Consider the following 24,416-nt stretch of genomic DNA (forward strand, 5'->3'; position numbering starts at 1 on the left):
TTTCTTAAATTTTTAATTAATTGTTATACATCTATTTGATTATCGATAGAAACAGAAGTTAAATCAAATAATTCATAAAAAATGTTAATTTTAATTATCGAAAATATATCGCAATAAAAAAGGACAGATTCTAAAAAAAATCTGTCCTTCACACCACTTAAATATAATATATGAAAATTAATTACGTGCTAAACGTTGTCTGAAACCTCCGCCTCTATTTTCGCCGCTGTTGTTATGCTGCTGTCTTGGAGCTGAATGTTCAGAACGCTGTTGTCTGAAACCTCCGCCATTATTTTCCTGTCTTACGGGAATGCTTTCTCTTCTTGTTTCCTGGCTTCTGAATCCACCACCGGTTCTTACCCCTACTCTGGTTCCATCACTGGAGTTTCCGCTTCTGAAACCTCCGTTATTCTCAGTTCGGGTTCCACTGTTCATATTATTATTACCTCTGAACCCTCCTGAATTTCCATTATTTCCGTTGTTTCCATTATTTCTTACTCCATTATTTCCCTGGGTACGGATTCCGGAATTATTATTGTTGTTATTTCCCCGGAAACCTCCGCCATTATTATCTCTTACAGAACCTCTGAATCCATTGTCTTCTCTGCTGCTTCTTCTCACGATATTCAAAGTAGGATTATTCATCCCTCTGAATTTTGCTCTGTCCACTCTGTAAACATTGATATTTACATTTCTGTACCGTGGCATTACACTGAATCTTGGTGCGTAATAGGTTGTTCTGTAATTCTGGAAATACCTAATAGGGCTGTATCCATGATAATAGTTATTTTGGAAAGTAACGAATACTCTTGGTCCCAAAATTCTTTGCAGTGCATAAAATCTATCGTAATACCATCTGTCCGGATTGTATCGGTAGAAGCTATTCCAGTTTGAGAAGCTTACATATAGATTGTTAAGTCTTAATACCTGATCTATCTGCCAACGGTTCAGTCTGTTTTGGGTAAAAAAGACATTCCAGTTGATATTGAGAATACTGTTTCGGTAGTCATTGTAATAGCTTTGGTAATAATCCTGCGGATAATAATCCTGTGGATAATTGTAGTAGTAATCATTAGGGAAATAATTTTGATCATCCTGATCGCTGTAATACCCATCGTTACTTCCATTATATCCGTCGTTACTTCCGTTATATCCGTTATTATTTCCGTTATATCCGCTGTTGTCTCCGTTATAACCGTTATTATTATTTCCGTTGTCTCCCCAACCGTTGTTATTAGGGTTATTAGGGTATTGCTGAGCGAACGACAGAGTCGCCAGGCTCAATGCAAATCCCAAAAGTATTTTTTTCATCTCTATAGTCGTTAATTGGTTAGTATATAGTAGAATATCTCTATTCTATCTCTTTGATGTAAATAAAAAAAAGAAGTTAAATCTTTTGACCTAACTTCTTTTAAAATATCATTAACTAATTGATAATCAAATATTAAATTTACGCTCTTCCGCTATCTTTTATCCAACCGGCAATTTTTTGGTTGAAAGAAGTATTGTTTTTTAAATCTTCTACATTCAAATGCATTCTATACCGCCAGTAATGTGGAAAAACTGCAGGATTATTGATTCTTTCCTGATCCATATTCTGATTGGTCAATGCCGGATCTGTAGCCAAAAATTCCTGTATCGGGAATATCGCCAGCATGGCATCATTGTACAGATGCTGTTTCATAATAATTTCAGCTAGATCAGCAGTGAGTTCTTCCGGTGCTTTTCCATATTGATTCAGGTGCTGGTTGAAATATTTCTGCGTTAATGCCGGGTCTTCTTTCCACCATTGTCTTAAGGTAGAACTGTCGTGTGAAGAAGCGGTCACTACATTTAAGTAACCTGCATTTTTAGGATTGTAGAAAGGTATATTTTCAGATGGCATTCTTTGCACTTTAAGCGCGATAATTGCCAATTCATCCATTACAATCGGTACACTTGCAGGAACCATTCCCAAATCTTCTCCACAGATAAGCATTTTAGTTGCATTCAAAATGACCGGAAGTTTTTCCATCGCTTTTTCATACCAAAGATGATCCTGTCTTTTGAAGAAATAATCATGATACAGTTCATAGATAGCTTTCTTCTCCCAATCTGAAAGATATTTATAAGATTCTGTATTGTATACATTGAATCTTGGGTGATATACCGTTTGTCCGTTTCTTTCTTCAGGCAGAAATAAAACATTTGCACACAAGGAAATCAGCTGCTCTTCGATGGGACCACGAGGATTTTTCTTAAAGAAATCCGACAGCTTTCTCTGGGTATCAAATTCTTCTTTAAATGAATACGTTCCGTTCTGGTTGTTATTAATGAATTCTAGCGTTTTACCACTGTCCTCGCCGAAATAATCCCAAAGGATCTGCCCATTGATAAAAGGCTTGCAATACCTGTCAAAACTGAAAGGAATGCTGCGTGCGTTGAATTCATCCAAAACAATAGGCACTGCAGGGTAAAAATACCCTAAAATCCCCTGTGTGGCAGAAATTGGCATTCTCCAGATCCTGAAGAATCCTAATATGTGGTCGATCCTCATAGCATCGAAATACTGTTCCAGCACTTTGAATCTGTTTTTCCACCATCTGTAATCATCAGCCTTCATGGCTTCCCAGTTATAGGTTGGAAATTCCCAGTTCTGCCCAAGTTCCGTAAACTGATCCGGTGGTGCCCCAGCCTGAAAATCCATTCCGAATAATTCCGGCTCTGTCCATGCCTCTACTGAGTATCTGTAAATACCGATCGGGAGGTCTCCTTTTACAGAGATGCCCAGACTATGCATATAATCTACAGCATCTTTAAGCTGCAGATGGAGCTGATACTGTACCCACGCATGAAGCATTGATTCATCATAGTCTTTATTTTTAGGAGAAAAGAATGGAGAAATTTTGCCGGCAATGTATTTTTTATGCGTTTTCCATTCATTAAAGTTGGGCGTTTTATATTTATCCCTTAACACACAAAACGCCGCATAGGCAACCAACCAGCTTTCGTTATCTTTTATAAACTTCTTAAAGTTTCTGTCTTTATAAATCCTTTCCTTATTCCCACCGAAAACAGCTTTTATATATTTCCATTTCCCGGAAATTACTTTTTCATAATCTATTAATTCTAAGAGATTTAATGCTTGTTTTTCGGATTGATATTCTTCAACTAAATCCTCAGGTAAAGGAAAATCTAAGTTTTCTAATGAAATATATTGTGGATGTAATGCATATACTGATACTGCAGCATACGGATAAGAGTCTGTCCATGTATAATTCGCAGTGGTGTCATTAATTGGAAGGATCTGGATGATTCCGAGATTCGTTTCTTTTGTCCAGTCAGCCAATTTTTTCATATCGGAAAATTCTCCGACTCCAAAACCGTCTTTACTTCTCAGTGAAAATACGGGAATGGCAACTCCTGCATCGTGGTACATCTGATACAGCTTGAATTTGAAATAGTGATTGGAAACAATATGCAATATATCTTTCGACAGATTGGGTGCCGTATATCTGTTTTCACCCGTCTCCACATCAATTACACGTCCTTCTTTTGTATCGTAAATGCAGTACTTGAACTGAATAAGTTCATTCTCAGGAATTTCAACAGATACTTCCCAAATTCCGAAATCAGTCTGAACTAAATGTACCGCTTTTTCATAGTTCCAATTGCCTAATGATGCTGTGCTTCCAAAAAGTACAATCTTCCAGTCGGGATTATAAACAGGTGCCTCAATGCGGAATAAATGGGTGTGTTTTTTTAACACCGTAATTTTCTCGGGAACAAAATGGTTAAGTTTATTATAAAGAATTTTGTTGTTCAGGTAGTTTTCAGGGAAATTTTTGTTATTCCACTCATCAAAAATGACAAATTCTTTGTAGTTATGAGGAAAATGAAGTTTGTGCATCACAAATTCTTCACGAAGGATAACTCCTTTTTCATCCTTAAGCTTATATTGATAAGAAATTGATTTTGAAAAATAATCCACCTCACATTTCCATATTCCATTTTCTGCATAAAATAATGTATGACTCTGAGCTGTGGCTCCTTCTTCATTGATAACCAACTCCAAAGACTCTCCGGCTTTTGCTCTGTAATCGATAATAAAGTATAGCCTCATTTATATTTTTTTTATAAAAATACATTATAATCTTGAAAAACAAAACTTATTGAATATCAAATCTTCATTAAAAAAGCCTTCTCAACGATTTGAAAAGGCTCTTGATTTTTATGAAAGTTAAAGATTATTCAGTGACCAAAATTTTCTTGTTTAAAAGAATTTTGTTGGCTTCATCTGTAATACTCACAATATAGGCACCACTAACAAGATTTTTCAAATATACCTGCTGGTTCAATGAGCCCTCTTTAGCAGATAATTGCTGCTGCATTACATTTTTACCGGATAAATCAAAAACACTAAGTTTGATATTTCCTTTTATCGCTTTATCGTTTCCTCGTATCGTAATGAAATGTTCATCCACTCTTGTCGGGTATATATCCAGATTGGCAAGGGTAGTATTGGAGAGCGCTTTGTCGTTGACAAAATATTTGCTTGCTAAATCATAAATATGCAGATTAAGATCTCCGGGAAGCTGTTTAGCCTGTAAAGTTTCTATATCCATTTCGAATAACGGAGCTCCTTTTGCACTTGCAATAACCACTTTTCCTTTGGAATTAACCGCTGCTCCGTTTACAGAATAATTTTCCGGAATACCTGTGATTTTTCCGACAAATGTTGCCTTTAATTCTTTAGTTGAGATTTTAAATACATTCCCTGACACTGAAAAAACATAGAAATTATTATCGGCATCTGCGATTATATCTCCGCCAAAACCGGTTTCCATGGTCGTAAATGAATTTTTCCCATTGGATGGATCATCTTTAACGATTCCAAGATCTGTTACTGCATACTGACTGTTCTTTTTAGCAATCTGCAAAAACTGGGTCCCGGAATTATTCATGGCATATATATTTCCATCATATCCTGCGGTCATTCTCGTAATGTGAGAATTGATGTCACAGGAAGTTACTCTCGCCACCGTATTTTCCACTAATGTAATTTCTTTTGTATTTGGATTCAATACATAGATATTGGAAGAAAACATCGGCATGTAGACCAGATTATTATTAGATGAGTCATACGCCAACGCAGCCATCGTGGTAGCCTGAGCATTATGATATGAATTTTTGTCCTCAGAAGCAACACCTCTTCTAGCCTGTGAAAATACTTTCGCTGAAGAATCAGCAGTAAAAATACGTTCTCCGGAAATACCGTTTATTGCATCCATCGAACGAAAATCATTGAAAATAATTGCTGGAGAATCTTTTCCGGTAATGGCAAAAAAATCCTGCTGTGCTTGTGCTTCTATGCCTAACAACAGCAAAAATAAAGGGAATAAATGTTTTTTCATAATAATAGATTTTAGATGTGTAATTGTTTTATTCTTACTAAGTTACACAATTTCCAATATGAAATAACAAAAAACTCTCTTCCTATTGAATATTATTTATAATGATTAATGAACATTATTTTTTAATAATATAAGAAATTCACCTTCAATTTTAATAAAAAAATCCCGCAGATTAAGCAGATCAGGCAGATTTATATCACATATTCATCTGCTCAATCCGCATAATCTGCGAGAGTATATATAAGTGTTAAAAACTTTAATTAATTTAAGACATAGCTTGTTCCGTCTCTGCCATCTTTCAGCTCAATCCCTTCTGCAAGCAGCTTGTCTCTGATCTGGTCTGAAAGGTCAAAATTTTTGGACTTTCTGGCCTGATTTCTCAATTCAATTAAAACCTGCAACGTCTGATCTAATTTTTCATTATTGTTTTCTTCAACAGCCTGTAATCCCAGAACATCAAAGATGAATGCCCGTAAGGTTGTTTTTAAGTCTTCAAGATCTTTGGCTGAAATCGTTTCTTTATCATCATTTAAAGCGAAAATAAATTTCACGGCTTCAAATAAATGGGCAATCAGTATCGGTGAATTGAAATCATCGGTTAATGCATCATAACATTTCGTTTTCCATTCTTCAAAATTGAAACCGGATTGTTTTTCATCATTTGGCGTGACAGCATTCAATACTTTAACCGCTTCCATTAATCTGATGAATCCTTTTTCGCTCGCGATCATTGCATCATTGGAAATATCCAGTACACTTCTGTAATGAGCCTGCAGGAAGCAGAATCTTACAATCGTCGGATGGAAAGGTTTTTCAAAGAAATCATTTTCTCCGGTCACCAGCTGCATCGGCAGGATATAATTTCCTGTTGATTTACTCATACGCTGGCTGTTCATGGTCAGCATATTGGCATGCATCCAGTAATTTACAGGAGCGATATCATTGCAGGCTTTCCCCTGGGCAATTTCACATTCGTGATGTGGGAATTTTAAATCCATTCCGCCGCCATGAATATCAAATTTTTCACCTAAATATTTAGTGCTCATTGCAGTACATTCAAGATGCCATCCCGGAAAACCTTCCCCCCAAGGAGAATTCCATCTCATAATGTGAGCGGGAGATGCTTTTTTCCAAAGAGCAAAATCCTGCGGATTCTTCTTCTCACCCTGCCCATCCAAATCACGGGTATTGGCGAAAAGTTCTTCTATATTACGTTTTGAAAGTTCACCGTAATTTAATCCTCTTCTGTTGTATTCCAGAACATCAAAATAAACTGAACCATTGCTCTCGTAGGCAAATCCTTTTTCAATTAGCTTCTGAGTCAATTCTATTTGTTCTACAATATGTCCGGTTGCTGTAGGCTCAATGTTCGGAGGCAGCAGGTTGAACATATCCAGTACTTTATGAAAATCCACCGTATATTTCTGCACGATTTCCATCGGCTCAAGCTTTTCAAGACGGGTTTGTTTTACGAAGCGATCATTTTCTACATTTCCGTCATCGGTAAGGTGTCCGGCATCGGTAATGTTCCTTACATATCTCACTTTGTATCCTAAGTGCATCAATGAGCGATAAATAAAATCGAAAGAGAGGAACGTTCTTACATTCCCTAAATGAACATTGCTGTACACGGTAGGTCCGCAGACATACATTCCGACATTTCCTTCTAAAATAGGCTTGAATATTTCTTTTTCTGCAGTAAGCGAGTTATATATTTTTAATTGCATGATTACAAAATTGAATGATTTTTTAATGAATAATAAATTTAAAATTAAGATAAAAATAGGCTTTCGCAACAAATAATTACTGCTACAAAAATTTTATTGGAAACTTTTTTAAATTGTATCATTATTAAATTGCTTTTAAGTGATATTGCAAATGGTCTATATAATCCTGAATAAGATAAGCCAGCGTAAAAATCCTGAGTTCCGTTTTCGTGGTGTCACAGGTTCTCTGCAATGCTTCATCCGGAATATTTTCCACAATATGTACGATCTGAATATTTAAAACCTTCCAGAGACTGATGATCTCGGAAGCTGAAATATTCTGATAATTCTGGGCTTTTACCCAAAGATCCTGATCGTATACAATATTCTCGTTTTCTTTATATTGGGTGATTACAAATCTTCTTATATTGGTAAAAGCACTGTCGCAAAGATGTCCTAAAATTTCTTTTTTAGACCATTTTTCAGGGGAGATTTTATGTGACCATTCTTCTTCAGAAATCATTTCAAACCTCTTAAGCTCTGCTGTGACAATATGGTTAAGAATCTGATAATCCATTTGAAACAAATTTAATCCAATTTTGCATGACTTCCTACATAGTGTAAGAATTCTTGTCGGGTAATCGGATTTGTTTTGAAAATACCGCTTAATTCAGCGGTAATGGTTGAACTCGCTGTATCTTTTATTCCTCTGCAATTGACGCAAAGATGCTTTGCATCGATGATACAGGCAACATTTTTGGTTCCGAGTGCTTCTTTTAAAGCATTTACGATCTGCATTGTCAGTCTTTCCTGAACCTGCGGTCTTTTGGCGTAATAATCTACAATCCTGTTTATTTTTGAAAGTCCAATGACTTCCCCATTTGAAATATAGGCTACATGTGCTCTTCCAATAATCGGCAAAAAGTGATGTTCACAAAAAGAATATACGGTGATATCCTTTTCCACCAGCATCTGGCTGTATTTGTATTTATTAGAAAAAGTAGAAATTCCGGGTTTATTTTCCGGAAGGAGTCCTCCAAAAATTTCATTCACATACATTTTCGCAACACGTTTCGGAGAATCTTTTAAAGAATCGTCTGTCATATCGAGACCTAATGTCTCCATAATCTCGCCAAAAAGCGCTGTAATCTTTTCTATTTTTTCCTGTGGCGATTTATCAAAAGCATCTTCCCGTATAGGCGTATGTTCTTTTCCAGTGAAAATATCATCGTCGTTATCAGTAAAATCAACCATTTTTATTTAATTTGCAGCAAAAATACGGATTATATCTGTTTGTTATATTTCAATTGAGCTTAAAAACATTACCTTATTATTCATTCGGAGAAAAAAATTATGATTATTGTCGAAGAAGTACAGGATGAAGACCAGAAAAAAGAATTTTTAGAATTCCCGGCCCGCCTTTATCAGCATGATAAAAATTATATCAGACCTTTAGATAAGGATATCGAAAACATTTTTGACCCTCAAAAAAATAAGTTTTTCAAAAACGGAGAATGCCGTAGGTTTTTATTTAAAGATAAAGACAACATTACTGTTGGAAAAATAGCTGTTTTTGTCAACCAACTTTACCTCCAGAATCAGCCAACAGGAGGAATTGGTTTCTTTGACTGCATTAATGATCAGGAAACCGCAAATTTCATTTTTGACTATTGCAAAAAATGGCTGCAGGCAAGAGGAATGGAAGCCATGGATGGGCCCATCAACTTTGGGGAAAGGGATAAATTCTGGGGACTGCTTATTGATCAGTTTATAGAGCCTTTATACGGCATGAACTATAATTTTTCCTATTATAAGGAGCTTTTTGAAAATTATGGATTTTCGGTTTATTTTGAACAGCTTTGTTTTTCAAGATCTATTTTTGCAGACGTCTCAAGAGTCTTCACAGTGATGCATGAAAAGCACAGAAGAAATCCTGCTATTACAGCAAAGCCCATGAAAAAGAATAACCTGGAAAAATTTGCTGCAGATTTTACGGAAATTTATAACAGAGCCTGGGCATCACACGGAGAAGGCAAACAATTGGAAAAGGCTAAGGTGGTAAAGATGTTCAAGACGATGAAACCTATTATCAATGAGCATATTTCTTGGTTTGTTTATGAAAACGGGAATCCTGTTGCTATGTGGATCAATATTCCGGACCTCAACCAATGGTTTAAATATCTGAATGGAAAGTTTGGGATTTTTGAGAAAATTAAATTCTTTTTTCTCAAAAAATTCAGGAAAAATGAAAAAATGGTAGGTCTTGTTTTCGGAGTTGTTCCTGAATGGCAGAAGAAAGGGATTGATGGCTACATGATCTGGGAAGGCACTCAGCATATAAGAAAGCACACTGATTTTACCGTCACTGAACTTCAGTGGATTGGAGATTTTAATCCTAAAATGATCAAAATTGCAGAAAACCTTGATACTGATTTAACAAGAAAGCTTGCCACCTACCGTTATTTATTTGATCGAAATAAGATTTTTGAAAGACATCCTGATCTTTAATATAAAAACCCTGCTGTTCATCAGCAGGGCTCCTTTCATGATACTTCTATTAGAATAGCTCTCCGGCTACTTTTTTAATATTATCACTTTTGCCCATCGAATAAAAATGCAAAACAGGTACTCCAAAATCAAGCAATTCTTTGCATTGGCTGATGGCCCATTCTATTCCGATTTCTCTGACGGCTTCATTATTTTTAGCATTTTCCACTGCATTAATTAATTCTTCCGGAAGATCTATTTTAAAGACCTGAGGCAATAATTTAAGATGTTTCTTGGTTGCAATTGGCTTAATGCCTGGGATTATCGGTATGGTAATTCCCATTTCCCGCGCCTTGGTTACGAATTCAATGTATCTTTTATTATCAAAAAACATTTGGGTAACAATATAATCTGCTCCGGCATCTACTTTCTGTTTCAGCCATTTCAGGTCGTAGTTCATGGAGGGAGCTTCGATATGCTTTTCGGGATATCCAGCAACTCCAATGCAGAATTTATTGTGTTCGTCACATACCTGATCTTCGTCATGCAGGTATTTTCCTCTACCCAGGTTATTGATCTGATGTACAAGATCCATCGCACTGGCATGGCCTCCGGAAGTGGGTTCAAAATATTGATGTCCCTTCATGGCATCTCCACGAAGTGCCATTACATTTTCAATTCCGAGATACATACAGTCTACCAGAAGATATTCCGTTTCTTCTTTTGTAAAACCTCCGCAAAGAAGATGCGGAACGGTATCTACATTATATTTATGCTGAATGGCCGAACATATCCCAAGGGTTCCGGGACGCATTCTCGTAATACGACGTTCTACCAATCCATTTCCTTTGTCGATATAAATATATTCTTCTCTCGAGGTCGTTACATCAATAAAAGGTGGCTTAAATTCCATCAACGGATCTATATTTCGATATAAATCTTCAATCCCAATTCCTTTTTGCGGCGGGACAACTTCCAGGGAGAATAATGTTTTTCCTTTTGCGTTTTTTATATGATCTGTAATTTTCATGTTTCGTATTAATCTGCTAAATTAGGTGACAACCATTTTCTTGCTTCTTGCAAGGAAATTCCTTTTCGTTTGGAATAGTCCTTCAATTGGTCTTCTGTGATTTTCCCAAGTCCGAAATATTTGGCATGCGGGCTTCCGAAATAATATCCGGAAACTGATGCAGTAGGAAACATGGCTAAGCTTTCGGTAAGGAAAACGCCGATATTTTCTTCTACTTTTAAAAGATCCCAAATCGTGTGTTTCTCTAAATGATCCGGACACGCAGGATAGCCCGGAGCAGGACGTACTCCTTTATATTTTTCTGCAATAAGATCTTCATTACTTAAATTTTCCTGATTGGAATAGCCCCAATATTCTGTCCTTACTTTTTTATGTAAAAATTCAGCATAGGCTTCAGCAAAACGGTCTGCCAGCGCTTTTACCATGATGGCATTATAATCATCATTAGCCTCTTCATATTCTTTTGACAGCTCATCTGTTCCAAAACCTGTCGTTACACAGAAAGCGCCTACATAATCGGTTTTCCCCGAACTCTGCGGTGCAATGAAATCACTTAATGCCAAATATTCTTTTCCTTTGGATTTCTGAACCTGCTGTCTTAAGGTGATAAATTTTGCCTGCTCCTTATCATTTTCATCGAAGATCAGGATATCATCCGTTTCATTAGCTTTGGCTTTGAAAATTCCAAAAATAGCTTTGGCTGTTAACAATTTTTCATCCAAAATTTTCTTTAAAATAACCTGAGCATCTTTGAACAGTTCTTTAGCCTGTGCGCCTACTACCTCATCTTCAAGGATATTCGGGTATTTCCCGTGCAGATCCCAGCTTCTGAAGAAAGGCGACCAGTCGATAAAAGGAACAAGCTCATTCAGATCCTGATTATGGAAAACCTGTATGCCTATATTATTTGGAGTAAAAATTTCTTCGTTTTCCCAGTCAATTTTAAACTTGTCTTTTCTTGCCTCTTCAATGGAAACATATTCTTTATCCACTTGTCTGTTCAGGAATTTTTCGCGGAAATCAGAATATTCATCTTTCAGGTCATGAACATATTCTTTATTACGGTCGCCCAGTAGAGAACTTACAACATTCACAGCTCTTGAAGCATCATTTACATGTACGACAGCATTTTTATATTTTAAATCGATCTTCACCGCAGTATGAGCCTTGGAAGTTGTTGCTCCACCGATCAATAAAGGAAAATTAAGATTTTGACGTTCCAATTCTGAAGCGATATACACCATTTCATCTAAACTTGGCGTGATCAAACCACTCAAGCCAATTACATCAACATTGTGTTCGATGGCAGCCTGTATAATTTTTTCCGCCGGAACCATTACTCCAAGGTCTACAATTTCATAATTATTACAGCCCAGCACCACACTTACAATATTTTTACCGATATCGTGAACATCTCCTTTTACAGTTGCCATTAATATTTTCCCGTTGGCAGGTCTTGCCCCGTCTTTTTCTGCTTCTATAAAAGGCTGTAAATAGGCTACGGCTTTTTTCATCACCCGTGCTGATTTTACCACCTGCGGTAAAAACATTTTCCCACTTCCGAATAGATCTCCAACTACTCCCATTCCCGTCATTAAATTAACTTCAATAACATGTAAGGGTTTTGCCGACTGGAGTCTTGCTTCTTCTACGTCTTCTTCAATAAAACGGTCAATCCCTTTCACTAAAGAATGCGTAATCCTCTCCTGTAAAGGTCTTGTCCGCCATTCAAGCTCTTCTACTTTTTCTTTTTTTACAGACTTATTTTTTTCAGAATACTCTAAAAGTCTTTCTGTGGCATCTTCTCTTTTGTCAAGAATTACATCTTCAACTAATTGAAGAAGCTCTTTATTAATTTCATCATATACTTCCAGCATGGCTGGATTTACGATCCCGATGTTCATTCCCGCCTGGATGGCATGGTAAAGAAAAACCGAGTGCATCGCTTCTCTTACTGTATCATTTCCGCGAAAAGAAAATGAAACATTACTCACTCCTCCACTCACAGATGCATACGGAAGATTTTGTCTTACCCATCTTGTGGCCTCAATGAAGTCGATTGCATTTCTCCTGTGCTCATCCATTCCAGTTGCAACAGGGAAAATATTTAAGTCGAAAATAATATCTTCTGCTGCAAATTTTACCTGATTCACCAGGATATCATAGGAACGTTTTGTAATTTCTACCCTACGATCGAAAGTATCCGCCTGCCCATCTTCATCAAAAGCCATTACAATCACTGCCGCACCATATCTCTTAATAGCTTTTGCCTGCTTTATAAATTCTTCTTCGCCCCCTTTTAAGCTGATGGAATTGACCACACATTTTCCCTGTGCTACCTGAAGCCCGGCTTCCAGAATCTCCCATTTGGAAGAATCAATCATAATCGGAATTCTCGAGATATCAGGCTCTGAAGCAATTAAATTCAAAAACTTGATCATGGAAGCTTTTCCATCAATCAATCCGTCATCAAAATTCACATCAAGAATTTGTGCACCACCCTCAACTTGGTGGCGGGCAATATCCAATGCTTCGGAAAATTTCTCTTCTTTAATTAATCTTAAAAACTTTTTGGAACCGGCAACATTAGTCCTTTCACCAACGTTGATGAAATTACTTTCCGGCGTTATAATAAGAGGCTCAAGGCCCGATAGTCTTAAATACTTCATAATTTAATTTACCAATTTAAAAATCTAGCAACAGGTTAAGTATTGATACATTTTTAAATTGATACATTGTTATATTTGTTAATCTTCCTTGGCTCATATTTGTCAACCAAGTCTGCAATAGCTTTTATATGTTCAGGCGTAGTTCCACAACAGCCTCCAATGATATTGATTAATCCTTTTTCTGCATATTCTTTTATCTGTTCTGCCATGAATTCAGGGGTTTCATCATATTTCCCAAAAGCATTAGGCAAGCCGGCATTCGGATAGGCTGAAACATAGAAATCTGAATTATGAGCTAAAGTTTCTAAATACGGCGTCAGCTGGTTAGCTCCCAGCGCACAGTTGAATCCTACACTCAATAGGTTCAAATGAGAAACTGAGATTAAAAATGCTTCTGCAGTCTGTCCACTCAATGTTCTTCCTGATGCATCGGTAATCGTTCCTGAAACCATAATGGGAATTTCAATGCCTCTTTCCTCCTGAATTTCATCAATGGCGAAAAGAGCAGCCTTCGCATTCAGAGTGTCAAATATCGTTTCTACCAGTAAAATATCCGAACCTCCATCCAATAAAGCTTCTGACTGCTGTTTGTAAGCAATTCTCAGTTCATCAAAAGTAATCGCACGGTATCCTGGATCATTCACATCAGGGCTTAAGCTTGCCGTTCTGTTGGTTGGTCCGATAGATCCTGCTACAAATCTGGGTTTGTCTGGATTTTTAGCAGTGAATTCATCACAAACTTTTCTCGCAATCTTTGCAGATTCATAATTAAGTTCATACACCAATTCCTCCATATGGTAATCCGCCATGGCGATGGTAGTCCCGGAAAAGGTATTGGTTTCGAGAATATCTGCTCCTGCATCCAAATATTTCCTGTGAACTTCCTCAATGGCATGAGGCTGCGTTAATGAAAGCAGGTCATTATTTCCTTTTACAGGATGTTCCCAGTCTTTGAAACGCTCACCCCGGTAATCTTCTTCTTCAAATTTATACCGCTGAAGCATGGTTCCCATCGCTCCGTCAAGAACAAGGATTCTCTGTGATAATGCTTTATATAATTGTGCTGAATTTTTCATTTTACTTTTTTATTGAAATGACTTTAATAGGATTTTCATTTTATCCAAACGAAATCATCCATTAAGGCTTTTATATATTTCAAACTTTTTATTCTGAAACCTAATCAAGGCTAATTTTTTGAGATCAATCTGTCAAAATAATTTAATCCAGTGCCTGTTTCAGATCTGCTATGACATCCTCTACATTTTCAAGACCTACTGAACAACGAACCAAACCGGCAGTAATTCCCACTTCATTTCTTTCTTCGTCGGTTAATTTCGAGTGTGTTGTAGAAGCAGGATGTGTCACAATAGTTCTTGTATCGCCCAGGTTTGCGGAAAGCGAACACATTGTAATGCTATCTAAAAACTTCCTGCCACCTTCTATTCCGCCTTTTATTTCGAAAGCCACGATATTTCCGCCTAATTTCATCTGCTTTTTTGCAATTTCATAGCTTGGATGGGAAGGTAAGAAAGGATATTTCACCAATTCTACATTAGGATGGCTCTCCAGAAACTGAGCAACTTTCAACGCATTCTCACAGTGTCTTTCTACACGGATGGCAAGGGTCTCCAAACTTTTTGACAATACCCAGGCATTGAAAGGCGACATAGCGGGACCGGTATTTCTTGCGAAAAGATATATTTCTCTGATCAGGTCTGCTCTTCCTACAGCAACACCTCCTAACACCCTTCCCTGTCCGTCAATAAGCTTTGTCGCGGAATGCACCACCACATCTGCCCCATATTTGATGGGCTGTTGCAGATAAGGCGTCGCAAAACAGTTATCGACAATAAAAATCAGATTATGTTTTTTTGCAATTTTCCCGAAAAACTCTAAATCCAGAATTTCAATGGCCGGATTGGTTGGTGTTTCCAGATATAAAATTTTTGTATTGGGCTTAATATACTGCTCAACATTTTCTGCATTATCTGCTTTAAAGTAGGTGGTTTCGATATTCCATTTCGGGAAATACTTCGTAAATAAAGTATGGGTAGATCCAAAAACCGACTGGCAGCTTACAATATGATCTCCGGCATCCAGTAATGTTGCAAATGTAGAATAGATCGCAGCCATCCCCGTTGCAAAAGCGTATCCGGCTTCTGCACCTTCCATTTTTACGATTTTATCGGTAAATTCATTGACGTTAGGATTGGAAAATCGGCTGTATAAATTTTTAGATTTTTCTTCGGCAAAGCTCGCCCGCATATCTTCCGCATCCTGGAAAACAAAGCTGGAGGTAAGGTATAATGGTGTAGAATGCTCATCAAACTGGCTTCTCTCAGTCTGTGTTCTTATTGCAAATGTTTCAAAATTTTCCATATAGTTTAATTTTAATAATGTAGCAATATATCAGTGTAACAGTTTACCAATGAGTGACTGTACGTGCTTTTTGAGGTAGTTTTTTTGGGTACACTGTTATATCGCTGTATGTACATTAATTTATTTTGTTTCGCTTAGTCTTAAAATATCTCCGAAAACACCTCTTGCCGTCACCTGGGCTCCTGCTCCTGCTCCCATAATCACAATCGGGTTTTCACCATAACTTTCCGTATAGATTTCAAAAATGGAATCTGATCCTTTCAGTTGCCCTAAAGCAGAACCTCCCGGAACAGAAATCAGTTTTACATCCAGCTGGCCTTTTTCTTTTTGCAGGTCTCCATGCAGATCTCCTACATAGCGCAGCACATGACCAGATTCCTGATTGTCCTTAATTTTTTGATATTCATCATCCAGTTCTTCCAATCTTGAAACGAATTCATTTTTCTCAATGGAAAGAAGATGTTCCGGAATTAAATTTTGAATATTGATATCACTGAATTCATTGATCAGGTCTAATTCTCTCGCAAGGATCAACAGTTTTCTCGCAACATCATTTCCTGAAAGATCTTCGCGTGGATCCGGTTCCGTATATCCTTTTTCCATTGCCTCTCCGATCACTGTAGAAAATTTGTCATTTCTTACAGAATAATTATTGAAGATATAGCTTAAAGATCCTGAGAATACACCTTTGATTCTGGTAATGTTTTCCCCTGAAAGGTGTAATAATTTTATGGTATCAATTAAGGGTAAACCGGCACCCACGTTGGTTTCATACAGATATCTTCTATTATTTTTACTCAACGTATATCTTAGTTTGCGATATTCTTCAATAGGAAGTGTGTTGAATATTTTATTGGAAGACACAAGGTCAAATCCATTTTCAGCTAAGGCATGGTAATTTTTAACAAAATCTTTACTTGCTGTATTATCTACAACGATCAGATTTTCCAGCTGGTTTTCTTTGGAGAAGCTAATCAGTTCTTCAACATTGGAAGAATTTTTCGCCGCCAGCACCTCATCATTCCAATTACCGTCAAAACCTTTTTTATTAAATGCAATTTTCTTTGAATTGGCTACCGCCACTACTTTAAGATCAATCTTCTTACGTCTTTTAATCTCTTCTGATGATTTCAGCACCTGCTCAATTAATGTTTTCCCTACATTTCCATGGCCGATAATAGCCAGATGAACGGTTTTAGGTTTTTTCGAAATCTCAGATTCAATGATATTTTTAGTTTTCTCATCCTGTGAAGAGGTCACTACTATATTGACTCTTTTTTCACTTGCAATTTGATTTAAAAGCAGTGGAAAAACATTATTTCTGGCAAGCTCTGAAAGAATTTTATTAAAATCCTCAGCAACAAATCCCAGTACAGAAACATTATTGATGCTGTAGATCTGAGAAACTTTCCCCGATAGTCTTTCTGCTTCAAATTCTTCTATGAGACAGTTAACCGCTTTTTCGGAATCATTTTCATGAACTAAAATTGAGAGGCCGTTTTCTATAGCCTGTTGAGAAATTACGCCCACACTGATTCTCGCCAGGGTAAGGGCTTTGAAAATTCTTCCGTCAATCCCGATTTCACCTAAGAAATCTTCTCCTTCAAATTTGATGATTGATCTGTTTTTTAAAAATTTTATTTCGTTAGCATTTTTCATCTGTTCTTACTTTAATTTTTATTATTGGTCAGATAGAATTTCGCGGCCGCTCCATTTCATTCTTTACAAAATATTTTTAATGATGTTATTTAATTGTTCGTATTCCATTAAGAAGGCATCATGCCCATGTATTGATTGTATCTCGTGATAGTCAACATTTTTATTTTTCTCTTTCAGCTTTTCAAAGCACATTCGAATTTCAGAGGCCGGAAAAAATAAATCGGTATCTACTGAAATCAGGTGCATTCGTGCGCTGATCTCATCCAATCTTTTTTGTTCGGCATTAATATTCATCAGCAGATGGTTCATCAGCTTATACGATTTTAAACTAAATCTTTCGTTTAGTGAATTACCGTGATACACCAACCAGTCTTCTGATTCTAAGCATTGCTTTTCCTGATTATATTGAGTTTGAAATCTATCGTTTAATGATTGCGGCGTCCTGTAGCACAGCATCGCATGAATTCTCGCTTTTTGTAATGGCTCGTGATCGCTACCCAACAAAAACTTCTGAACCAGGCATTGTGCATGAAGCCAGTCATGGGTTTTGAAATCGCAGGCCACCGGAATAAAGATTTCCGCCAGATCTGGTTGTTTAGCCAGCATTTCCCATCCAATTCCTCCGCCCAGTGATCCTCCAATAATGGCGTATACGCTTTGTATGTTTAGAATTTTAAGTCCTTCCAGAAATATATTGGCAATATCTGAAGGAGAAAAATTTTCATATTCATCAATTAAAAAATTATCATATCCGTTTCCGGGAATATTGAAACACAGAACAGTGTAGGTATTGGTATCAATAACCTGTCCTTCGCCGATCAGCTGTTTCCACCATCCTTTTTTACCGGCAACATTGGAGTTTCCGGTTAAAGCATGATTAATAACAATGATGGGTGCAGTAAACAGGTCTTTCCCGAAGAGCTGGTAGCTCAACGGGATATTGTATTCCTTACCGGAATTCGTTTGATACGAAAGTGTAATATTTTTTAGTTCTGTTTTCAATTCTATTATTATTTTAATACAATTGAAAATGCCATAAGAAATGGCTGAAAGAACTTCAGTAAGTTATCTGTCCAAAATAAATTGGTAGAACGTAGCACCTTCTTTGCTTGCACAAAGGGTTGCTAAGGTTTCATAGGGTCTAATCCCTCAACCTTTCTTGATAACATTTTCAATATTTGAATGAACGTGTGCCGCAAAGATAGTACTTTTTATTTTATCTTTTTAAAAAAAAATAATTTCCCCTTAAAAGCCCCATAAATAAAAGATTTTCAAGACTATGTTAAGGATAATTCAGATTAAAACAATTGGAATTATTTTTCAAAAAAACTACCTTCGTATCGAAAAGTGATGCAATATGAGTGTTGAAAAACAAAGATTAGAAGATAACAACTGGAAAAACTGGGGTCCTTATGTAAGCAACCGTCAATGGGGAAATGTACGGGAAGATTACAGTCCGAACGGAAATGCCTGGAACCATACCAATCATAATAATGCAGAAAGCTACGCCTATCGATGGGGAGAGGAAGGTATTGCCGGAATCTCTGATGTAAAACAGATTTTCTGTTTCGGTCTTTCTTTCTGGAACAAGAAAGATAAGATGGTGAAGGAGCGCTTCTTTGGACTGAGTAATCCTCAGGGAAATCACGGAGAAGATATTAAAGAAATTTTTTATTACCTGGATAATACACCTACCCACAGCTATATGAAGATGGTGTACAAATATCCTATCAATAAATTCCCATATGATAACCTCGTTGCTGAAAACGGCAGACGAAGTAAAAAGGAACCTGAGTATGAAATTATCGATACCGGGATCTTTGACAATAACGAGTATTTCGATATTTTCATTGAATACGGTAAAGCCGATCATAATGATATTCTGGTAAGGGTTACTGTGTGTAACAGAAGCCAGCAGGAGGCTCCCATTGTAGTGGCTCCGACCGCATGGTTCAGAAATAACTGGAAATGGGGGTATAATACGTATAAAGGTCAGCTGAATGCCTCTCATGAAGGATGTATTGACATTAACCACGATAGCATATCCATTAAGAAATTGTATTCAAGGAGATTGAATGCCAATAGTGTTTTTTGTGAGAATGAAACGAATACTCCCAAGCTGTATGGAGCTCCCGAAACAGAAAATACCTATTTTAAAGATGGCATCAATAATTTTATCATCCATCAGTCCAATACAGTGAATCCTGAAAAAAGAGGAACAAAAGCTTCTTTTTTAATTGATGAAATGATTGGCGCCGGCGAGTCAAAAACATTTGATTTCAGATTATGTCCAAATGAATTGGATGAACCATTTTCTCAGTTTGATGAGATCCTGAATGCAAGAATCAATGAAGCCAATGAGTTTTATAACGAAATGCAAAATGACGTAACGAATGATGATGAAAAAAATGTTCAGAGACAGGCTTTCGCGGGACTGCTTTGGAATAAACAATTTTATCATTACAACGTCGGAAAATGGCTGAAAGGAGATCCTAATTTTGAAGCTCCAAGAAATTTCAATGATTATGTAAGAAATACGGAGTGGAACCATCTTCATAATAAAGACATCATCTCTATGCCCGACAAATGGGAATATCCGTGGTATGCAACCTGGGATCTGGCTTTCCATTGTGTTCCTTATGCTATTATTGATGCTGAATTTGCAAAAGGGCAGCTTTTACTGCTTACCAAGGAATGGTATATGCACCCGAACGGTCAGCTTCCTGCTTATGAATGGAACTTAAGTGATGTAAATCCACCTGTTCATGCATGGTCATGTTTCCGGGTTTTTAAGATTGATGAAAAGCAAAACGGTAAACCCGACTTATTATTCCTTGAAAAAGTTTTCCAAAAACTTCTTCTGAATTTCACCTGGTGGGTTAACCGAAAGGATAAAAGCGGGAATAATATTTTTGGGGGCGGTTTCTTAGGACTTGATAATATTGGGGCCTTCGACAGAAATATGGTCTTAAAAGACGGTCAGCATCTTGAACAGGCAGACGGAACCAGCTGGATGGCTATGTATGCCCTTAATATGATGCGTATTGCCATGGAACTCGCTCAGTATTATCAGGTATATGAGGATATGGCGATTAAGTTTTTTGAGCACTATCTGTATATCGCTGAGGCCATGGAAAATCTGGGTGATGATAAAGAAGGATTATGGAATGAGGAAGATGGATTTTTCTATGACGTTCTGCAGCTTGGAAACGGTGAAAGCGTATCATTACGTTTAAGAAGCATCGTAGGCCTTATCCCATTATTTGCTGTGGAAGTTATTGATCACAGTCTGCTTGAAAAAATGCCTAATTTCAAAATAAGAATGGAATGGGTATTGAAAAACAAGCCTGAGCTTACAAAATTAGTTTCTCACTGGGATGAAGAAGGACACGGCAGAAAGCACTTAATGAGTATTTTGCGTAAAAACAGATTGAAAAAAGTCCTGACAAGAATGCTTGATGAGAAAGAGTTTTTAAGCTCTTACGGAATCCGTGCAATGTCAAAAGTATATGAAGAAAATCCTTTTGTTTTCTCTGTTCACGGCAATGAAAATGTAGTGTATTATACTCCTGCGGAAAGCGACAGCAGAATGTTCGGTGGGAACAGCAACTGGAGAGGACCGATCTGGTTCCCCATCAATTTCCTGATCGTTGAAAGTTTACAGCGTTTTCATTTTTATTATGGAAACAGTCTAAAGGTCGACCTTCCGACAGGAAGCGGAGACAAAAGAAATCTCGACGAAGTCGCCCAAAATATAAGCAATAGACTTTGTTCTATATTTTTAAAGGATGAACATGGCCAGAGGGCTTTCAATGGAGGAAATGCTCTTTTTAATTATGATGAACATTTCAGAGATTACATTACTTTCTTTGAATATTTCCACGGTGATAACGGCCGCGGCGTAGGTGCTTCCCACCAAACGGGATGGACAGCCACCGTCGCAAAACTCATGAAACCAAGATTGACAATATAACTGCAAAGCCTCTTTTTTAAGGGGCTTTTTGCTGACAACTATTCTTACAACAGAATAGGATTACGTTTAGCAGAAGGACTTACCGGAAGCGTAGATAATAATCACATGAACGTAGCAAAAATAAAACAACCGGACAGTACTGCCCGGTTGTTTTGTTTTTTATGATTGATAATTTAAATCTTTTCTCCGTTAACAAAAACTTCATATCCTATTTCCACATTCGGTTCAAGGGTTTTGGACACTGAGCAGTATTTTTCAAAAGATAATTCCGCCGCTTTTGCTGCTTTTTTAGGATCAACCGTTCCCGCCAGGAAAAATTTCACCTTGATTGCCTTAAAAGGTTTTGCATCTTCTACAACCACTCTTTCTCCTTCTACTTCAGCCTTAAAGTCTGTAATTTCCTGACGCTGTTTTTTTAAAATGGAAACCACATCGATTCCGCTGCATCCTGCAACCGCCATCAGCACACTTTCCATTGGAGAAACTCCTTTGGCTCCGGGCTGTGAAGTATTGTCTAAAAGAATTGAATTTCCCTGAGAATTGGTACATTCAAATAAAAAGTCGTCGTTGATTCTATTAAGTGTTATTTTCATTGTTGAATTTTGATTTGAAAGATTTTCACTTCATTCTGAAGGATACCGCTATATGAAACAGCATCTGTTGAAGTGCTTTTAATTATTTAGTACTGCAAATTTATAAAATTCCTCTCGCTTTTATCTCCAAATATTTATTGATAACATCGATATTCAAATTCTCAGGAAGTGTATATACGGTGTAAATTCCATATTTGCGGAGTTCCTGAATGATCAGTTTCTTTTCAAATTCAAACTTTTCAGCAATGATTTCATCATAAATTTCCTGTGTACTTTCAGGATCTTTATGGATGAGTGTATGCAGCTCGGAGTTTTTAAAGAAAACGACCACTAATAAATAGTTTTTGGCTATTCCACGAAGATATTTCAGCTGTCGGTTTAATCCATCCAACGTTTCAAAGTTCGTAAATAACAGAATCAGACTTCTTTGATTGATCGAGTATTTTACATCCTGGTACAGACGGTTGAAGTCACTTTCAAAAAAATCAGTTTTCACATTGTACAGTGCTTCTGATATTTTTTTCAGCTGTCCCGATTTATTTTCCCCCGCAATTTTATTCTCTGTTTTTTTCGAAAACGTCATCATTCCTGCACGGTCTCCTTTCTTCAGAATAATATGTGACAACGCCATTGCCGCATTGATCGAGTAATCCAGTAAGCTCAATCCATTGAAAGGCATTTTCATTGTTCTGCCTGTATCGATGAGCATAAAAACACGCTGTGCCTTCTCATCCTGAAACTGATTCACCATCAGGCGATTCGTTTTAGAAGTTGCTTTCCAGTTGATAGTTCTGATATCATCTCCCGGAACATATTCTTTGATCTGCTCAAATTCCATGGTATGGCCGAGCTTTCTTATTTTCTTGATTCCACCCAGCAAAAATTCATTTTGCAGTGCCATTAATTCATATTTCCGGAGATGTACGAAAGACGGATAAGAAGGAAGGCTGGCATCTTTCTGAAAAATAAACCTTTTGGAGACAAAACCTATCGGTGATGAAGCGTAAATATTTAAGCTTCCAAAATGATATTCCCCTCTTTCTTTAGGCTCTAAAACATATTGAAAATACGTGTTTTTACCAGAATCAATCTTTTTTTCAATTAAAAAATCCCTTTTCTGAAACTGAAACGGAATTTCATCAATGATTCTCGCTGTAATGGGAAAGCTGTATTCATTTTTAATATCAATTTTCACCGGATTCTCATCACCGTTGGATAATTTTTCCGGTAATATTCTCTGGGCCAGAACTCCGTTCTTTTGAAGAAACAACAGAAGATAATCCACCATCACCGCCAGAAAGCATATAAGGAGAATGATGTGCGCAATAATCATTAAAAACGGAAAGAAAAATGCGAACACATAAAGGATCCCCACTCCAATGAGCGTAAAGAAAAAACGAGTGTTGATGTATAAGTTTTTCATGATATAGATTCTTAAGGATCAGAACTATTTTCTAAGCCCTAATCCCGTCTCTTATCTAGGAATTTCTATTCCTTCTAATATTTGACGGATAATTTCGTCTGCAGTAAGACCTTCCATTTCTCTTTCTGGCGAAACCATTACTCTGTGTCTCAATACAGCATAACTGGCTTCTTTAATATCTTCAGGAGTTACAAAATCTCTTCCTCTTAGCGCTGCAAATGCCTTTGAAGCGCTAAGAAGTGCCAGTGATGCTCTCGGAGAAGCTCCCAGATATAAGAATTGATTTTCTCTGGTATTTACTGTGATTTTAGCGATATATTGTATCAGCTGAGGTTCCACAATAATTTCTTTTACCAGATGTTGGTAATTTTTCAACTGTTCTGCAGTAATCACCTGTTGAACGGTCTCCGTTTTATCTTCTTTTTTACTTTCGTGCTGATTTTTAATGATGGCAACTTCCTGCTCAAAATTAGGATATCCAACATTGATCTTGAATAGAAAACGGTCCAGTTGTGCTTCAGGAAGCCTGTACGTTCCTTCGTGCTCTATCGGGTTTTGGGTAGCCAGCACCAGAAACGGTTCATCCATTTTATATTGTACTCCGTCCATAGTGATCTGTCTTTCCTCCATCACTTCAAATAAAGCAGACTGCGTTTTCGCCGGTGATCTGTTGATCTCATCAATCAGGATAAAGTGGGAGAAAATAGGTCCTTTTTTAAATTCAAATTCAGAATTTTTTACATTGAAAACTGAGGTCCCTAAAATATCAGAAGGCATCAGATCCGGTGTAAACTGAATTCTGCTGAACGCTACAGCAACGGTTTTGGCAAGCAATTTTGCGGTAATGGTTTTGGCAACTCCGGGAACACCCTCAATCAATACGTGCCCGTTTGATAAAAGGGCTGCTAAAAGATGTTCAATCATACTTTCCTGCCCTACGATCACCTTCCCGATCTCGGCTTTTACTTTTTCCAGGCTGGCGCGAAGTTCAATCATATCAATTCTTGATTCGAACTGATCTTCTTTTTTTGTGAGGTTTATAGAACTTCGATCTTCTATATTTTGGTTTTCAATGTTTTCCATAGGATTATAATTTACCAATAT

General features: G+C 37.1%; 17 protein-coding genes and 1 riboswitch. Of the genes, 2 read left to right on the forward strand and 15 right to left on the reverse strand.

What is annotated here, in order from left to right:
- Positions 1 to 177 precede the first annotated feature (177 nt).
- The 6 genes from IW15_RS14915 to folE form a co-directional block, all read right to left on the reverse strand.
- On the reverse strand, positions 178 to 1,311 hold the full coding sequence (locus IW15_RS14915; protein ID WP_034712838.1) for a hypothetical protein: 1,134 nt from the start codon (positions 1,309 to 1,311) through the stop codon (positions 178 to 180).
- Between the two features lie 139 nt (positions 1,312 to 1,450).
- Entirely contained in the window at positions 1,451 to 4,102 is a 2,652-nt protein-coding gene (locus IW15_RS14920; protein WP_034712859.1) for a 4-alpha-glucanotransferase, read from the reverse strand.
- A 124-nt stretch (positions 4,103 to 4,226) separates the two neighbouring features.
- Entirely contained in the window at positions 4,227 to 5,393 is a 1,167-nt protein-coding gene (locus IW15_RS14925; RefSeq protein ID WP_034712861.1) for a T9SS type A sorting domain-containing protein, read from the reverse strand.
- A gap of 260 nt (positions 5,394 to 5,653) precedes the next feature.
- Positions 5,654 to 7,120: a cysteine--tRNA ligase gene (gene cysS / locus IW15_RS14930; RefSeq protein WP_034712863.1), complete on the reverse strand. Its 1,467-nt coding sequence runs from the start codon at positions 7,118 to 7,120 to the stop codon at positions 5,654 to 5,656.
- Between the two features lie 124 nt (positions 7,121 to 7,244).
- Positions 7,245 to 7,676, reverse strand: a complete 432-nt coding sequence (locus tag IW15_RS14935) for a DinB family protein (protein ID WP_034712865.1) — start codon at positions 7,674 to 7,676, stop codon at positions 7,245 to 7,247.
- 11 nt (positions 7,677 to 7,687) lie between these two features.
- The gene (folE, locus tag IW15_RS14940; RefSeq protein WP_034712867.1) at positions 7,688 to 8,353 is read right to left on the reverse strand and encodes a GTP cyclohydrolase I FolE; all 666 of its coding nucleotides are present in this window, start codon (positions 8,351 to 8,353) and stop codon (positions 7,688 to 7,690) included.
- 99 nt (positions 8,354 to 8,452) lie between these two features.
- Between folE and IW15_RS14945 the strand changes: the two genes are divergently transcribed.
- A complete protein-coding gene (locus IW15_RS14945) occupies positions 8,453 to 9,607 on the forward strand; it encodes a hypothetical protein (RefSeq protein WP_034712869.1) in 1,155 nt (384 codons plus the stop codon).
- Between the two features lie 49 nt (positions 9,608 to 9,656).
- Here IW15_RS14945 and metF read toward each other — a convergent pair whose 3' ends face one another.
- The 6 genes from metF to IW15_RS23220 all read right to left on the reverse strand — a co-directional run bounded on the left by metF (position 9,657) and on the right by IW15_RS23220 (position 18,325).
- Positions 9,657 to 10,616: a methylenetetrahydrofolate reductase [NAD(P)H] gene (metF, locus tag IW15_RS14950; protein WP_034712871.1), complete on the reverse strand. Its 960-nt coding sequence runs from the start codon at positions 10,614 to 10,616 to the stop codon at positions 9,657 to 9,659.
- 8 nt (positions 10,617 to 10,624) lie between these two features.
- Positions 10,625 to 13,285 (reverse strand): methionine synthase, encoded by a 2,661-nt coding sequence (metH, locus tag IW15_RS14955; RefSeq protein WP_051882066.1) that lies wholly within the window; start codon positions 13,283 to 13,285, stop codon positions 10,625 to 10,627.
- 53 nt (positions 13,286 to 13,338) lie between these two features.
- Complete coding sequence (locus IW15_RS14960) at positions 13,339 to 14,361, reverse strand: homocysteine S-methyltransferase family protein (protein WP_034712873.1); 1,023 nt, start codon at positions 14,359 to 14,361, stop codon at positions 13,339 to 13,341.
- Positions 14,362 to 14,503: 142 nt separating this feature from the next.
- On the reverse strand, positions 14,504 to 15,664 hold the full coding sequence (locus IW15_RS14965; RefSeq protein ID WP_034712876.1) for an O-succinylhomoserine sulfhydrylase: 1,161 nt from the start codon (positions 15,662 to 15,664) through the stop codon (positions 14,504 to 14,506).
- Between the two features lie 120 nt (positions 15,665 to 15,784).
- On the reverse strand, positions 15,785 to 17,323 hold the full coding sequence (locus IW15_RS23215) for an ACT domain-containing protein (protein WP_034712878.1): 1,539 nt from the start codon (positions 17,321 to 17,323) through the stop codon (positions 15,785 to 15,787).
- A gap of 63 nt (positions 17,324 to 17,386) precedes the next feature.
- On the reverse strand, positions 17,387 to 18,325 hold the full coding sequence (locus IW15_RS23220; protein ID WP_034712880.1) for an alpha/beta fold hydrolase: 939 nt from the start codon (positions 18,323 to 18,325) through the stop codon (positions 17,387 to 17,389).
- 60 nt (positions 18,326 to 18,385) lie between these two features.
- A riboswitch (SAM riboswitch) is annotated at positions 18,386 to 18,492 on the reverse strand.
- Between the two features lie 188 nt (positions 18,493 to 18,680).
- Here IW15_RS23220 and IW15_RS14980 point away from each other — a divergent pair.
- Positions 18,681 to 21,296 carry an MGH1-like glycoside hydrolase domain-containing protein gene (locus IW15_RS14980; RefSeq protein WP_034712882.1) on the forward strand — a complete coding sequence of 872 codons (2,616 nt, stop codon included), beginning with the start codon at positions 18,681 to 18,683 and terminating at the stop codon, positions 21,294 to 21,296.
- Between the two features lie 173 nt (positions 21,297 to 21,469).
- On the opposite strand, the gene IW15_RS14985 is transcribed toward IW15_RS14980, so the two are convergent.
- The 3 genes from IW15_RS14985 to IW15_RS14995 form a co-directional block, all read right to left on the reverse strand.
- The gene (locus IW15_RS14985) at positions 21,470 to 21,889 is read right to left on the reverse strand and encodes an OsmC family protein (RefSeq protein WP_034712885.1); all 420 of its coding nucleotides are present in this window, start codon (positions 21,887 to 21,889) and stop codon (positions 21,470 to 21,472) included.
- Between the two features lie 100 nt (positions 21,890 to 21,989).
- Complete coding sequence (locus IW15_RS14990; RefSeq protein WP_034712887.1) at positions 21,990 to 23,312, reverse strand: DUF58 domain-containing protein; 1,323 nt, start codon at positions 23,310 to 23,312, stop codon at positions 21,990 to 21,992.
- A gap of 51 nt (positions 23,313 to 23,363) precedes the next feature.
- A complete protein-coding gene (locus IW15_RS14995) occupies positions 23,364 to 24,395 on the reverse strand; it encodes an AAA family ATPase (RefSeq protein WP_034712890.1) in 1,032 nt (343 codons plus the stop codon).
- Between the last annotated feature and the right edge of the window lie 21 nt (positions 24,396 to 24,416).

Source organism: Chryseobacterium soli, from assembly GCF_000737705.1.
Lineage (GTDB): Bacteria > Bacteroidota > Bacteroidia > Flavobacteriales > Weeksellaceae > Chryseobacterium > Chryseobacterium soli.